The sequence below is a fragment of the Ahrensia marina genome (assembly GCF_042140245.1).
In the GTDB taxonomy this organism is placed as follows: domain Bacteria; phylum Pseudomonadota; class Alphaproteobacteria; order Rhizobiales; family MH13; genus MH13.
Genome location: NZ_CP159483.1, coordinates 1,150,723 through 1,165,282, shown reverse-complemented (window position 1 = coordinate 1,165,282; position 14,560 = coordinate 1,150,723). Strand labels below are relative to the sequence as shown.

15 protein-coding genes are annotated in these 14,560 nt (G+C 57.0%); 4 read left to right on the top strand and 11 right to left on the bottom strand.

Annotation, left to right across the window (positions count from 1 at the left end; all coding sequences use genetic code 11):
* Positions 1–20 precede the first annotated feature (20 nt).
* Both ABWH92_RS05745 and ABWH92_RS05740 read right to left on the bottom strand, forming a co-directional pair.
* Positions 21–1,853, bottom strand: coding sequence for an autotransporter outer membrane beta-barrel domain-containing protein (locus ABWH92_RS05745; protein WP_375572975.1), 1,833 nt, complete (start codon positions 1,851–1,853; stop codon positions 21–23).
* Positions 1,854–1,943: 90 nt separating this feature from the next.
* On the bottom strand, positions 1,944–2,693 hold the full coding sequence (locus ABWH92_RS05740) for a LuxR C-terminal-related transcriptional regulator (RefSeq protein WP_375572973.1): 750 nt from the start codon (positions 2,691–2,693) through the stop codon (positions 1,944–1,946).
* A 364-nt stretch (positions 2,694–3,057) separates the two neighbouring features.
* On the opposite strand from ABWH92_RS05740, the gene ABWH92_RS05735 reads away from it, so the two are divergent.
* The 3 genes from ABWH92_RS05735 to ABWH92_RS05725 all read left to right on the top strand — a co-directional run bounded on the left by ABWH92_RS05735 (position 3,058) and on the right by ABWH92_RS05725 (position 6,874).
* Positions 3,058–5,682, top strand: a complete 2,625-nt coding sequence (locus tag ABWH92_RS05735; protein WP_375572971.1) for a hypothetical protein — start codon at positions 3,058–3,060, stop codon at positions 5,680–5,682.
* A gap of 212 nt (positions 5,683–5,894) precedes the next feature.
* Entirely contained in the window at positions 5,895–6,212 is a 318-nt protein-coding gene (locus tag ABWH92_RS05730) for a bacteriocin (RefSeq protein WP_375572969.1), read from the top strand.
* A gap of 77 nt (positions 6,213–6,289) precedes the next feature.
* A complete protein-coding gene (locus ABWH92_RS05725) occupies positions 6,290–6,874 on the top strand; it encodes an NUDIX domain-containing protein (protein ID WP_375572967.1) in 585 nt (194 codons plus the stop codon).
* A 62-nt stretch (positions 6,875–6,936) separates the two neighbouring features.
* Here the strand turns inward: ABWH92_RS05725 and rplS are convergent, their stop codons facing one another.
* The 8 genes from rplS to ffh form a co-directional block, all read right to left on the bottom strand.
* The gene (gene rplS / locus ABWH92_RS05720) at positions 6,937–7,476 is read right to left on the bottom strand and encodes a 50S ribosomal protein L19 (RefSeq protein WP_375572965.1); all 540 of its coding nucleotides are present in this window, start codon (positions 7,474–7,476) and stop codon (positions 6,937–6,939) included.
* A gap of 238 nt (positions 7,477–7,714) precedes the next feature.
* A complete protein-coding gene (locus ABWH92_RS05715) occupies positions 7,715–8,044 on the bottom strand; it encodes a GFA family protein (RefSeq protein WP_375572963.1) in 330 nt (109 codons plus the stop codon).
* 86 nt (positions 8,045–8,130) lie between these two features.
* Positions 8,131–8,814, bottom strand: coding sequence for a tRNA (guanosine(37)-N1)-methyltransferase TrmD (gene trmD, locus ABWH92_RS05710; RefSeq protein WP_375572961.1), 684 nt, complete (start codon positions 8,812–8,814; stop codon positions 8,131–8,133).
* A complete protein-coding gene (rimM, locus tag ABWH92_RS05705) occupies positions 8,811–9,368 on the bottom strand; it encodes a ribosome maturation factor RimM (RefSeq protein ID WP_375572959.1) in 558 nt (185 codons plus the stop codon). Before rimM ends, trmD begins: the two co-directional genes overlap by 4 nt.
* 42 nt (positions 9,369–9,410) lie before the next feature.
* Positions 9,411–9,869, bottom strand: coding sequence for a 30S ribosomal protein S16 (gene rpsP, locus ABWH92_RS05700; protein ID WP_375572957.1), 459 nt, complete (start codon positions 9,867–9,869; stop codon positions 9,411–9,413).
* Positions 9,870–9,892: 23 nt separating this feature from the next.
* Positions 9,893–10,429, bottom strand: a complete 537-nt coding sequence (locus tag ABWH92_RS05695) for a GNAT family N-acetyltransferase (RefSeq protein WP_375572955.1) — start codon at positions 10,427–10,429, stop codon at positions 9,893–9,895.
* Positions 10,426–10,968, bottom strand: coding sequence for a GNAT family N-acetyltransferase (locus ABWH92_RS05690; protein WP_375572953.1), 543 nt, complete (start codon positions 10,966–10,968; stop codon positions 10,426–10,428). Before ABWH92_RS05690 ends, ABWH92_RS05695 begins: the two co-directional genes overlap by 4 nt.
* A complete protein-coding gene (gene ffh, locus ABWH92_RS05685; RefSeq protein WP_375574198.1) occupies positions 10,965–12,542 on the bottom strand; it encodes a signal recognition particle protein in 1,578 nt (525 codons plus the stop codon). Before ffh ends, ABWH92_RS05690 begins: the two co-directional genes overlap by 4 nt.
* 439 nt (positions 12,543–12,981) lie before the next feature.
* Here ffh and ABWH92_RS05680 point away from each other — a divergent pair, with 439 nt between their 5' ends.
* Positions 12,982–13,407 (top strand): response regulator, encoded by a 426-nt coding sequence (locus tag ABWH92_RS05680; protein ID WP_375572951.1) that lies wholly within the window; start codon positions 12,982–12,984, stop codon positions 13,405–13,407.
* Between the two features lie 43 nt (positions 13,408–13,450).
* Here ABWH92_RS05680 and ABWH92_RS05675 read toward each other — a convergent pair whose 3' ends face one another.
* Positions 13,451–14,560 carry a PAS domain-containing protein gene (locus tag ABWH92_RS05675; protein ID WP_375572949.1) on the bottom strand — a complete coding sequence of 370 codons (1,110 nt, stop codon included), beginning with the start codon at positions 14,558–14,560 and terminating at the stop codon, positions 13,451–13,453.

Genomic DNA, 14,560 nt, shown 5'->3' with positions numbered 1-14,560 from the left:
GGCGCACTTGAAAGATTGGTTTAGCCTCCAAATGGAATCGCAACCCGCGCTGAAATGGTGGCATCAAAGGCTTCATTCTCAAAAGCGTTCACTGATCCATCAATACCGATCGTTACACCAGCCTGTCTTACCACCTGAAGACCTGCACGAACACCTCCGCCCAGACTGGTGTCGGATGACGCCAACGGCGTGTTGCGATCAGGTTGATCCACCAAAGTTCCAAAGAGAGTGACACCAAGATAAGGCGACAGGGTTACCCCGCCATCGAGCGCAACGTCAGTACCAACCGTTGGTCCCAGGGCAGCGGTCAAACGCGTTGAGCGGGTCTCGGGGATGGCGGTGCCATCAGACGCTGCAAAGCCGTGACGGTTCATGTGTGTCACGGTCAAACTGGCGTCCGGCTCGATCCACCATGTTTCCTGCTCAAATCTCCTAGCGGCCCGAATCTGAGCCTGATAGGCCTGGACGTCAAATGCTCCGATTGCCCGTGTTACGGCAGGATCAAGCACCACCGATCCATCGCCGAAAGAGGCCGCCACCACCGCTTGCAGAGACACACCATTGTCCAAAATCGTTTGCGCAAAGGCGCCCAATGACCACAGATCTACGTCGGTGTCTGCTACCGTCCCATCGCGCTGGGAGCGCGCATACCGCCCAACCAGTCCGGCCTCAATCGCATTGCCAAACAGATAGGAAACACCGCCGGCAAGCGCCACCGTGGAGCCGTCCTCGTCGCGACCATTGCCATCCACTGAATGGAACGTCACCGACGCTTGGAGCCAAGCATTAAAGCGCTCATCGCTCAAAAATCCCGGAAGGTCTTGGGCAGTCGGGGGCGCATCCACGTCGGAAAACCCGTGAGCAACCCGTCGCGCGACAACAGCCCTGCGAACATCGGCAAGGTCCACGCGCTGGGTGAACCCGTTACGCAGCACCCCTACGGCACTTGTCGGCTCGGTAGCGCCTGAGGAAACCGGTGCAAAATTGCTGCTGTTAAGAGCGGCAGCATTATTGGCAGCCCGAACCTCGCGCAGCCGGTCTTCCAGCTCGTTGAACTGTATAAGCAACTGCTCAATGCGCGCATCGCGTTCCTCCAGGCCTTGGGTGACGTCGTCCTGACTGAGAGGATTATCCGGATCACCGACACCAAACTCCGGCGATGGGAAGAGGCCCGCCCTGATAAAAAGAACGCGTTCACGCTGCGCTTCACCGATCTCTTCACCCAGAGCATCGAGTTCCGCCTGCAACTCAAATTCTTCCACGCGCGGCCCAAGCCGCTGCAAAAGGATCGCGCGGGCAAATAGTCCTTGGCTGAGATTGACGCCAAAAGCGTCGCTAAGGCTGCCCGACTGACCCCCCGGAAGCGCATCAAGAGTCACCGCGTCCACCACAGCAGATGACCCCACACCATCAACCTCACCAGCCGCGCCGCTGCTGTCGCAATTGAGCGCTACGCCGACCTGATCTCCAGGATTATCACTGCTGACAACAATGAGGACGCCGCCGTTCGAGGGACCACCGGTGTCCGGCACCGTGAAACTGACCCGCACAGTGTTCCCAAAACCGTTTGTCGGAATGACTTGGGTCTCGCCAAGAAAGCTGACTTGCACGGCGTTGACGCCATTACCAAAAGTAATATCGACGTTGACCACTTCGCCGGGATCGAAATCGAAGTTCCCCGTGCCCCCCGGAGCATTGCCAGTAACTGTGAAACTGTCGCCATCTAAGGCCGCACAACCAAACGATTGTGCGTGGGCATATTGCGGCATAACAATCGCTTCGACCGCCAAAGCCGAAACCGCCAGACATAAGGAACTGGTACACGCCAGCCAACGCTTTGAGAGAAAAGGCATCCAAACCCCACCGATTAAAAGTCGGCGCGACATAAGCAGAGGGGTCAGGTGGGTGGACCTACCCTGTGGGGTAGGGTCAAAGCATCACATTCAAATGGTGCTGTGTGGCAACAAAGCAGCCTTTTGAACGGCCTGCGCGCGCGTCTTCACATTGAGTTTGCGAAACACATTCTTGAAATGAAAGCGCACGGTGTTTTCGGAGATACCAAGAGTGGCCGCAATGGCGGCCGTCGTTTGTCCAGCGCCCGCAGCAGCCACAACACTGGCTTCGCGCGCTGTTAACACCTCACGAGATCGGCCACGCAAATCGTCCGGCAGATCGGGTTCAAGCTTTTCAAGCGCTGAGAAAAAGTAAGTGGACGCCACATGGATCGCATCACGCGTGGCCAAAAAGCGTTCGTGGCTATCAGGTCCAATCCGGCCCATATAACAGGTGACACCATTGTTCCGGTTGACGGTCGAAAGAGGGACGATCCAGGCGTGGCGAACCCCAAAGACTTTTAGCAATCGCAATTGCCATAACGCAGCCTTTTCATCGGATCGGTCTGCCAGATGCTGGAGGTAGTCAAAGGGTTCGTGCGAAAGACCGGCCTCATGTATAGCAGAGCATTCTTCAATAATGCGGTCGCTGACGTAGCGGCGCACAAGGCCAATGTCATAGCTTGCAATTGCAAAATTGCCGGGCACGAGAGGCTTACGGAGGGTCTCGGCCCGCACGCTCCAAGCATCAAACGCTCCATAGCCGTAACCATCGAGAACCGACAGGAAGGCTGTTTTAAGCGCTGCAACATCACGCGCCTGTTGGAACATCGAAAACGACACCGCTGGATCGTGAAGCACAACAAGTCACCACAGTATTGATCAGTAACGCAGCCGCCAGAGCGAACTGCGGTGGGTATCCACACCCGCATTGACCAAAATGCAAGTCACATTTCGCTGAAGCCCACTATCTATAGCGACATAGCAGTCGTGATTCCTGTTCACCTAACATTCAGGCGGAATGCGCTTGATGTGACATCCGTCACGGCGCAGACGCAACAGCCTGCTATGAGACGGTGCGCCGCCGACCAGACCAACCCACCACTTGGTGGACAAGTCTGACTGGGCAGGCGTAACCTTATTGGCGTTACAAATGACTGGGCAGACAAGCAGCAGCACATCATCAACAACGCTGCACCTGAACCAACAAAGGGATCCCGCACGCATGGCTTCTTCAAGCTTCACCAAACCCTCCTTAAAACTGCTCGCAGGGGTCGCCACCACCGCCCTTTCCTTGGGCCTTGTTGCCACCGCGTCAGCGCAGAACAGCCAGCTTGATCCAACCTTCGGGACCGTCAGCGAAGGCCAGGGCTTCGGCTCCGTTTCGCAAACCATTCAAGCAGGCGGAGATATTGACGCCAGCTCTCTGGCATCAGGTTGCAATGGCTTCATCGCTGACGCACCTGACCTGATCTTGGACTATAGCGGCGATGCACCGGTGCTCATCGAAGGCCGGTCAGATGCTGACACGACCATGGTTGTTGAAGCACCAGATGGACAAATCCTTTGTAATGACGACTTTGATGGATTGAACCCGGGCATCGAAACATCATTTGGCGAGCCTGGACGCTATGCGGTGTGGATTGGCACCTATGAACCGATCCAAAACAACACCTATCCCGATGCCGACATTGTGCTCACCGAGTCGCAGGCGATAACACAACCCGTTGCACCTGCTCCCGGCGGTACAGCCACCGGTTTCAATGCCAACCAGGCGCCCACTTTTGGTGAGCTGGAAGTGGATGCAGCTTTTGGCAGTCAAAGCTTCACCCTTCAGGCGGGCGGACTTGTGGATGCCTTTGAAACCAATCAGGCCTGCGCTGGTTTTGTTGCTGATGTGCCCGATTATCAGCTGACCATAGCGCCCGGGATGAACAGCCCGATCGATCTGGCAGTCACATCCGATGTCGACACAACGCTCATTGTGGTCGCGCCCGACGGTTCAGTGCTTTGCAATGATGATGCTGTTGACCTCAACCCAGGTCTACAAATCAGCAACCCTCAGGCCGGTAGCTATGCTGTCTGGGTCGGCACCTTTGGCCCGATAGAGAACGATTTTTATCCCGAAGCCGTCCTTAACATATCCACCAATAGCGCGGTGATTGCCCCACAACCAGGCGGCAGTGGCTTCAACGCCAACCAAACGCCAACCTTCGGCGAAATCGCAGTCACAACCGGCTTCGGCAGCCAAACCTTTACGCTGCAAGCTGGTGGCGATGTGGATGCCTTTGCAGCAAACAACGCATGCGCTGGCTTTGTAGCCGACGTGCCAGACTACGTGATCAACTACCAGGGTGGCAGCCGCGGACCGCTCGATCTGGGCGTGGAATCAGCTGAGGACACCACACTCGTCGTGGTGGGCCCTAACGGCCAAGTCTACTGCAATGATGACGATCTAGACCTCAATCCAGCGCTGTCTATCGCATCCCCAACGGCAGGCAATTACGGGGTTTGGGTCGGCACCTTCAATCCAATCCAAAACGATTTCTTTCCTGACGCCACGCTCACCGTAACCGCTGGGCCTGGCGGTGACAGCGGCTCGGTCTCGCCGGGAGGTTTGGGTGACCGACTGCGCCTAGCGCCAACCTTCGGGTCCACTCAGCTGGGAGCTGGGTTCGGGTCGCATAGCATCGATCTGCAGGCTGGCGGCGCCATGGATGGCACCACCCTTGGCCAATTCTGCAACGGTTTCGTCGCGGAAGCCCCTGACTATGTCGTGACCTACAATGGCGGTCAGGCCTTGCGCATCACGGCAACGTCGGAAGAGGACACGACCATGGCGGTTGCACTGCCAAATGGTCAGGTTCAGTGCAATGATGACTTTTCGGGCCTCAATCCAGGTCTTATCGGCCCAGAAGGCCTAAGCGGCGACTACGCTGTCTGGATCGGCACTTTCAACCCAATTGAGAACGACATCTTCCCACCAGCCACTCTTCGGGTTGAGGAGGTTTCCACCACCAAAGTCCAGCCATCAGGCGCCGTTACATCGATGTCACTGACAGCAGGTTTCACACCAGATCCTTTCACCACAGTCCTTGCTGCCGGTGGTGTGGTGGATGCGGGAACCGTTGACCCCGGCTGCTGGGGCAACATCGCATCAGAGCCAGATTTCGTGCTCAACTACACATCAGGCGATTGGCCCCTGCGTGTGTTCGTGAACTCCGATGCTGACACAACGCTGCTGGTCCGCACGCCAACCGGCGAAGTGCTTTGCAACGATGACACCGATGGGCTGAACCCTGCTGTTTCCATGACAAATCCCAGCTCCGGTCGGTATGAGGTTTTCATTGGCACTTATGACCCGTCGGCTGGCAACCCAGAGGCGACGCTCGCCATCAGTGAGATTTTGGACGAGAAAATTCTACCGGATGGCGCCGTCACAGAAGCAGCCATCACCGGCGGCATGACACGCCAAGAGTTTGAACTCTTGGCCGGTGGTTCTTTCGAAGCGTTCAACACCTTCGGTGGCACCTGCAATGGTTTCATCGCCTCCAACCCCGATTTCATTGCGTATGTCGATGATGCTGGCCTCGACGTGGAGATGACCGTGCGCTCTGCCGAGGACACCACGCTGGCCGTCCGCGCACCCAATGGTACGGTGCTGTGCGATGATGACTCCGGCGGCGATTTCAACCCGCTGGTTCTGATCGACGGGGCACAGACTGGCGCCTACGAAGTTTGGCTTGGCACATTTTCCTCCGTCGGCAATGCGCCTGCCACACTGTCGGTACGCGATGTTAATGCAGCAAGTGGCACCGCGCCAAACGTACCAGGAGGTGGCAAGAAATAGCTGCCAGCCAATCCACCCAAGAGGTCGGCGGTCGCCACCGCATCTGCCGATCTTCAACCTTGGTGACCGATTGGGAACCAAACCGTTTTTGTAGCGTTTCGTGATCAGAGCATTGATCGCGAACAATCGACAGATGTGTCCCGAGGGGGCATCCTGTCACTGCCGCGTGTTGATGGATCGACACGTCCACCGCAATTCAGGAGATTTTCGTGATGTCGCACACCCAAGCTCTTCGTCCCGCCACCCAACGCGGTTTCAAGCGTGTTGCCGCCAGCTTCGTTCTGGCGGGTGCTCTGGCTATGGCAGGATGCCAATCCATGAGCCGGGTTGAACAAAACACGCTTGCCGGCGGCGTTATCGGTGGTGGCCTTGGCGCCCTCACCGCAGCAGCCTTTGGCGCCAGCGCAGGTTGGGTTGTTGTCGCAGGTGCCGCGGGTGCTGCCGCAGGCGCGATCTATGCCCGCAACACCACAACCAACGAATGCGCCGTTTCAAATGGCAACGGGACCTACCGCATCGTTCGCTGTTAGACGTCCCCAACACACGATTTTGGCCCGGCTCACACTCGTGAGCCGGGTTTTTTGTGCGAACAAGCAAGGCCTATCTTTTGAACGAAACAGATTTCTTTCGCCCCATTGAACAGATCGTTTTGGCTGATGATTGGGGCACGCTCACCAAACACACCTTTTCACTGAAACGTCGCGACGGCGCCTGGCAGCAACAAACGCGCGAAGCCTATGATCGCGGCAATGGTGCTGCTTGCCTGCTCTACAATCGCGAGCAAGGCACTGTGCTTTTGGTCAAACAATTCCGTCTACCGGCCAAGCTGAACGGTCATCAAGGCTTCTTGATCGAAACGCCAGCTGGTCTGTTGGAAGGCATGAACCCGGCAGAACGCATGCGCGCTGAATTGGAAGAAGAAACGGGATTCTCCGTTTCCAAGCTTACGCTTGTCTTCGATGCTTTCATGAGTCCTGGATCAGTCACCGAGAAGCTGGCCTGCTTCGTTGGCACTTACACTGCCAAGGATCAGATCTCAGAAGGGGGCGGCCATCCAGACGAAGGCGAAGATATCGAAGTCTTGCATGTGCCACTGAACGAGGCCCTGGCGATGATTGCGTCCGGCGCCATCGCCGACGCAAAAACCATCATGCTGCTGCAGTATTTGGCGCTGAACCGCAACACACTCTGATGGCGCAACAAAAAAGGCGGCCAAACGACCGCCTTTTTAAACCCGAGGGTTGAGAGAAAGACCTACTCGGTTTTGTCCTCAGCAGGCGCTACAGCTTCTGCGGCCGCAGCCTCGGCTGCCGCTGCTTCTGCCGCCTTGGCTTCTGCTTCCGCAGCGGCCTTGGCTTCATCCTTAGCTGCCTGGGCAGCGGCTTTATCAGCAGCGATGCCAGCGCGCACTTCATCGTTCAGCGCACGGGCGCGAACGTTGGTGGCTTCGGCGATACGCGCCGACTTACCGCGACGATCACGCAGATAGTACAGCTTGGCGCGACGCACCTTACCACGACGCACCACTTCGATGCTGTCGAGCAGTGGCGAGTAAAGCGGGAACACACGTTCCACACCTTCACCGTAAGAGATTTTGCGCACCGTGAAGCTTTCGTTCAGCCCACCGCCAGAGCGTGCAATGCACACACCTTCGTAGGCCTGCACACGGGTGCGGGTGCCCTCAGTCACGCGAACGTTCACTTTCAAGGTGTCGCCCGGTGAAAAGGTTGGGATGGGACGCTTGGCTTCAAGCTCAGCAGCGTGTTCTTTTTCCAGTTCAGCGATGAGGTTCATCGGCTGATCTCCATGTTTCGGTCCAGAGGCATCACGAGGGCCTTGCGCAAAAGGCGCTAAAAAGAAGGCCGCAGGATGCGTGCGTGTTCGAACAAAGCCCGTCGGTGATGATCGGTTCGATCTACCTGGTGCGCAAAGCGCGCCAAGTGCACAGGCTGTTTTAAAATCCAAAAGCCCGGCAGTCGCCTACCGGGTGAGCGGATCGCATACACGAGGCGGTAAGCCTTGTCGAGAGGTATCACTCGTATTGATCAGCCTGCGGAAGCCCATCGCTGATCTGGTAGTAATCGCCTTTGTCGGCCACGAAGATGTGGCTCGCCAAGTGCAGGCCGGTTGGCCGGTCGAGACACCCAATATTGATGCTCATATTATCGCCGCCGTCATCCCAAAACAAAGCCGAGCCACACTTCGAGCAAAAGCCGCGCTGCGCATGGTCAGATGAGCGATACCAGGTGAGCGTCACATCGCTTTGAAAGGTGATTGCATCTTTGGCGACAACGCCAGCCACCTGATAATGGCCGCTTTGCCGACGACACTGACTGCAATGACAAGCGGACAACTCGCTCATTGACCCTTCAATTGTGAAGGCAACGCCCCGGCACAGACATCGTCCATGCCACGTCCCTTGATGCGATGCGTCAGTGTTATCTTCGCTCATGTCTTGAGGAGATCAGGTCGCCTTGCGCGGGTCAATGCTTCCGACCGCTCGCGCCGCCAAGCATCAATCTTCTTGTGATCACCGGATCGTAACACGTCGGGGATGGTGCGCCCCTCCCACTCCACCGGACGGGTGTAATGCGGGTGCTCCAACAAACCATCCTCAAAGCTTTCATGCGCGCCGGACACATCATTGCCCATGACGCCAGGCAGTAGACGCACCACGGCATCAAGCACCACCTGCGCCGCCACCTCTCCACCCGAAAGCACATAGTCACCGATCGAAACTTCTGTGAGGCCGCGAGCCTCAATCACGCGTTCATCAACACCCTCAAAGCGACCGCAGACGATCACCGCGCCTGGACCATCGGCTAGATCGCGCACCATCTGTTGGCTCAAAGGAACGCCACGTGGCGACATCAAAAGCTTTGGCCGAGGGTCATTAGCGGGCACGTGCGTATCAAGCGCCTTGGCCAAAATATCAGCACGCAGAACCATGCCAGCGCCACCGCCAGCGGGGGTATCATCCACCGAGCGATGCTTGTCGGTCGCACTGTCTCGAATGTTGTAAGCGTCAAGCGACCAAAGGCCATCAGCCAGCGCTTTGCCGGCCAATGCGGCACCCAGCGTGCCTGGAAACATATCCGGATAGAGCGTGAAGACGTCGGCTTTGAACGTCATCCGTCGGCCTCGGCAGGCTTCTTCTTAGGAGGATCAAGCAATCCATCAGGCGGATCGAGCACAACATACCCGTCACCCACCGTCACGATCGGCACAATCGCCTTGGTGAAGGGCACCAACACCGATGGGCCGCCACGATCTGGCTTCACGTCCAGCAGATCATCAGCACCGTAATTGGCCACCTGCATGATCTCTCCAAACCGAGCTCCATCGGTAAGACGGACTTCCAAGCCGATCAGATCGGCGTGGTAAAAGTCATCCTCATCGTCCACGTCGGGAAGAACCGAACGCGGCAGACCAAGCTCAACACCATTGAGCTCAGCCACCTGCTCTCGACTGGTGATGCCCTCAAACGTTGCCACCACCATGTCGGGCGTTTTCCCAGCACGCATGCTGTTGATAGCCAGATGACCCTTGCCATCAGCCCGCCGCAGCGGGCCGTACTCGGAAAGACCAGCCGGATCGTCACCAAACAGCTTCACCCGCGCTGCACCGCGCACCCCGTTGGGCGCTCCGATGCGAGCTAGGATGATGAAAGGATCAGATCCAGCCATGGCCATAAAAGCCGAGAAGTCTTAACCCCAGGGGGCGAGACCCTATTCGGCTTTCTCTTCTTCGGCAGCAGCCTCTTCGGCAGGCGCCTCTTCAGCCGGAGCCTCTTCAGCAGGGGCTTCTTCGGCTGGTGCGGCAGCCGCTTCAGCTTCGGCTTCGGCCAATGCAGCAGCCTTGTCAGCTTTTTCCTGCTCGCGCTCTTTGGCTTTTTCGCCAGGGACAGCTTTGTTCGGGTTGTTGCGTGGCTCACGCTTGGCCAGGCCGGCTTCATCAAGGAAACGCAGCACGCGATCCGTCGGCTGTGCACCAACGGACAGCCAGTGCTGAATGCGTTCCACGTTCAGCTTCACACGGTCTTCGGAGTCTTTAGGAAGCAAAGGATTGTAGCTGCCCACTTTTTCCACATAGCGGCCGTCACGCGGGGCGCGAACATCCGCAGCAACGATGGAGTAGTAGGGACGCTTTTTTGACCCGCCACGGGCCAGACGCAATTTGATAGCCATAGATTGTCAGTTCCTTCTGTCAGCTATTTCAAGAATTCTGTTGGTGAGAGATGCCGATAAACATCGGCGGTAAAACTGGTGACCGTCTGCGTGCTCTCATAGGTGGCGCCAAGGCGCTCAGCGAGCTTGCGAGAGGGTATGTTGTCCGGGTCGACTAGGCTCATCGCGGTGTCCCAGCCAAGTGCTTCATAGGCAAAGCGCAGCGAGGCGCGTGCCGCCTCAAGAGCGTAGCCTTTGCCATGGAACCGTTTGACCAAACCCCAGCCAATCTCTGGCTCAGGCCAGCCTTTTGGAAAGTTCGGGCCAGCATGGCCGATGAACTGCCCAGAGGCTTTCTCTTCAATGGCAAACATCGCAAACCCGCGCAGATGCCACTGGCCGATGCGCTGAGCGACCATGCGCCAAGCATCCCACGGCGCCATCACGCCACCGATAAACTTGGCATTGTCCTCATCGCCATAAAGCTCGCCATAGCCCTCCGCATCGGAATCTTTCCAGCCACGAAGCAGAAGCCGCTCGGTTTCAAGCGTTGGAATGGTGAGCGCGTAGTCGGTGGTCAATGCACCATCTCCTCACGCCCAGCAATTTGGTGCCGGAAAAAGAAGGATGGGCGGCCATCAAACACGAAGTCTTCGCCGCGCAATGCACCAAGCTTTTCTGCCACCCGCTGCGAGGCAACATTGTCCGGGTGGGTCATGGAGAAAGGAGCCGGATTGTCTTCAATCTGCGTCCACCAAACCAGCGCAGCGCCGGCCGCCTCATGGGCATAGCCTTGGCCTGCAAAGGCAGGAAAAACGCTCCAGCATAGCTCAGGCTCATCAAGCCGCGCCGGGTGCCAAAGCCCCGCCCAGCCCACAAGCTCGCCGGTTTCTTTGTCTTCAACTGCAAACGTGCCATAGCCGCGCAACGCCCATTGACCGGCAAGACCTTCAAAGTCTTTCCACGCCGTGATGCGATCCACCGCACCGCCGCGAAAACGATTGGCTTCGTCATCGGCAACAAATGCGGCATAGGCGTCAAAATCCTCAAGCTCCCAACCGCGCAAGATAAGGCGCTCGGTTTCCAGCGTTGGAGCAACAAGGGGCAAATCGTCGGTCATTTGCGCTTCTTCTTTTTTCCGCCGCGCACCTGACCGCCAAGACCGGGCAGTCCAGGCATGCCGGGCATACCCCCACCGAGACCAGGAAGCCCCGGCATACCACCTGGCGCACCAAGGCCGGGAAGCCCTCCACCAGCTTGCTGCGCCATTTTCGCCAGCGCGTCGGGATCAAGGTTCGGTGTCTCGGCTGCGCCACCTTGAGATGCCTGGGCGGCTGCGATCTCTTCAGGGCTGGGCATGCCGCCACCGAACAGATTGCCAAGCATGCCACCCTTCTTCTTACCCATGGCCTTCATCATGTCGGCCATCTGGCGGTGCATCTTCAGAAGCTTGTTGACGTCAGCCACCTGCATGCCAGAACCCGCTGCAATGCGCTTTTTCCGGCTAGCTTTTAAAAGATCAGGCTTCGCTCGCTCTTTCGGCGTCATCGACTGAATGATCGCGATTTGGCGGGTGATGGCTTTGTCGTCGATGCCGGCTTGATCGATCTGCTTCTTCATCTTGCCAATGCCGGGCATCATGCCCATCAGGCCGCCCATACCGCCGAGCTTCTGCATCTGCTGCATCTGCTCTTTCAGGTCATTGAGATCAAACGCGCCCTTTTGCATGCGCTTGGCCATCTTGGCCGCTTTTTCTTGATCAATGTCCTGAGCGGCTTTTTCAACCAGCGAGACGATATCGCCTTGGCCAAGAATGCGGCCAGCGATGCGTTGCGGATGGAACTCTTCCAACGCGTCGGTTTTTTCGCCCGTACCGATCAGCTTGATCGGCTTGCCAGTAACAGCGCGCATAGCAAGCGCCGCACCACCGCGCCCATCACCGTCCACACGGGTCAGCACAATGCCGGTAACATCTAGACGCTCATCAAAAGCGCGCGCGGTGTTCACCGCATCTTGACCGGTCAGCGCATCGACGACCAGAAGCACTTCGTGCGGTTTGGCAACGGCTTCAATCTCCGCCGTTTCGCTCATCAACGCTTCATCGACCGTGGTACGTCCGGCGGTATCGAGCAGCACAACATCATGCCCACCAAGTCGCGCAGCATCCATCGCGCGGCGAGCGATCTGCACCGCGCTTTGACCTTCGACAATGGGAAGGGTCGGCACCTCAAGCTGCTCACCCAAAACGCGCAGCTGCTCCATGGCAGCCGGACGTCGGGTATCAAGGGAGGCCATCAAGACCTTTTTCTTCTCCCGCTCGGTGAGGCGCTTGGCGATCTTTGCCGTGGTCGTGGTCTTACCTGAGCCTTGCAAGCCAACCATCAGGATCGGCACCGGCGGCACCGAAGCCAAATCGATGGTTTGTGCGTCAGACCCAAGAACCGCCACCAGCTCGTCATGCACTATCTTGATAACCTGCTGGCCGGGCGAAACGCTCTTCAGAACCTCAACGCCAACAGCCCGCGCGCGTACCTGCTCGACAAAGGCACGCACCACTTCCAGCGCCACATCCGCTTCCAGCAGCGCGCGACGAACCTCGCGCAAGGCCTCATTGACGTCTTTCTCGCTAAGCGCACCGCGTTTGGTGAGCCCATCGAAAATGCCTGAAAGGCGGTCAGAAAGCGTATCGAACATCGTATCGGTCCAGTCTGGTTGCTGAGGCAAAAGAAAAGCGGTGAGCCAAACGGAAAGCGCTCCCGCGGGCGCATCGCGCTGGCGGGAGGTCACCTCCGGGATCACATACAGATAGGCGTCCCGGTCGGCTCATGCAAAAGCATCAGCAAAGAGATGGGCGTTCGCTACGGTGTGACGGTCAGCATGTCAAGCAACACCCTCGAATTAGGCGCTTGCTCAAAAGCCAGATCAAGGCTGTGCATTATAGCGATCACAAAAGACTAAAACGAGATTTGCCATGTGGACTCACTGAACTATTAGGCTTCAGGCTTTCCTATACAGAATCAATAAGAATTCACTTATGCCAAAAGTGCTACATACAGAGTACAAGTCAGAGCGCATGCTCCGACACCCCCTGACACGGCGCGCGCATACAACCTTAGAGATGCAAGGAGCGACAATGCAGGACATTGCGTCAGCTACTCCATCACCGCTCGCAAGAGTGTTGGTGGTCGATGATGATGAGCTGGACCGGTTTGTCATTCGCCGCAGTTTCAATGCTTTGGAATCGCCGATTGAACTGATCGAGATTGCGGACTCCCGCCAAGCGGTGAACGCCATCACCACCCACGAGCCCAATGTCACACTGCTTGACATCCAGATGCCCAACATGAGCGGTTTTGATGTGCTCGATGCCCTTGGCAAACTCGAAGCAGATCAAGATAAGGTTCGCCATGTTGTGATGCTATCCAGCTCATCACAACAAGAGGATCGCCGACGTGCACTTGCGCTTGGCGCTACGGACTATAGGGCCAAGCCTTCAACGCTTAGCGATTATGTGAAGCTCGTCGAAGATATCCGAGCAGCTTATCTGCAGCCAAGCTAGGCGGCGCAGCGTCTATCACAGGTATGCGTCGCAGTTGCGCGGCTTAGGGTTCGGCTTGTCCATCAAGAATTGACCCTGCGATTGTGAAAGCAACATTGGCGCCCTCGCCTTCAGCCAACCACATGCGCCCACCGCGCGCTTCAATCATACGCTGTGCGCTGGCCAGGCCAAACCCAGTGGTCGGAGACTTGATCCGAGATTGGGCTGATTGATCAATCAACGTTGCGCCATCGGCAAAGCCCGGACCATCATCGGATGTGATGAACTCAAGGAACCCTGGAGCCTCATCGCTTTCGGCCAGCGTCACCGTGCATCGCGACCGGCCAAACTTAACAGCGTTCTCAAGGAGGTTGCGCAGTGTGATCTGCAAAATGATCCGTTCAGCGACCACCACCTGCTTAGGATAGTCAAAATGAAACGCCCCGCTGGCATCAACCAACCCAATAAGATCGGCCAACAACAGTTGGAGGTCGACTTCCTCAAACTTGGCTTCATCGGGCAAAGACAACGCACGAGCGTAGCTGAGAATGCTATCAACATGCTCAAGTGTTGAACCTGCTATGGTTCCAATGGAATCCAGCAACGCACGCTGATCAGGTGACAAGACAATCGACGCATCGGACGTGGGAACAGTGTCAGCGAAGATCAGTTCCGTTATTACTTTGATCTTGCGCAGCGGTCCGCGGACATCGTGCGCTGCCATGGAGGCATAAGTGTTGACCTCCTCATTGAGTTTTCGCAGATCAGCAAGCGCTTGCGCATCGCGAAACTCCTGCTCTTTGCGAGCGGTGATATCGACACCGGTACCGACAATGCCAACCACCACCCCGTCTTCGGAGATCAAGGGAGAAAGAGTGGTCTGCCACCATAACTCGCCATTGGGGAGGTTCAGCACTTCTTCATAGGAGTATGGGGCACATGATCGCACGCATGTGAGATATTTAGCGTTGACGCTCTCAGCCATACGCGGCGGCAAAACCTCAAACGGCGTTTTGCCGACTAGATCCTTGCTCTTTAAGCCGGAAATCTTCTCATGAAACCGATTGAGCTTGCGGAAGACCAGCTTGCTATCGCCTTGAACTTCCAGAATAAACATCGCCAAGTCGAGGCTATCTGAAAGTTTGATGACTTCAGACAAACGTTGTTGCGGCAA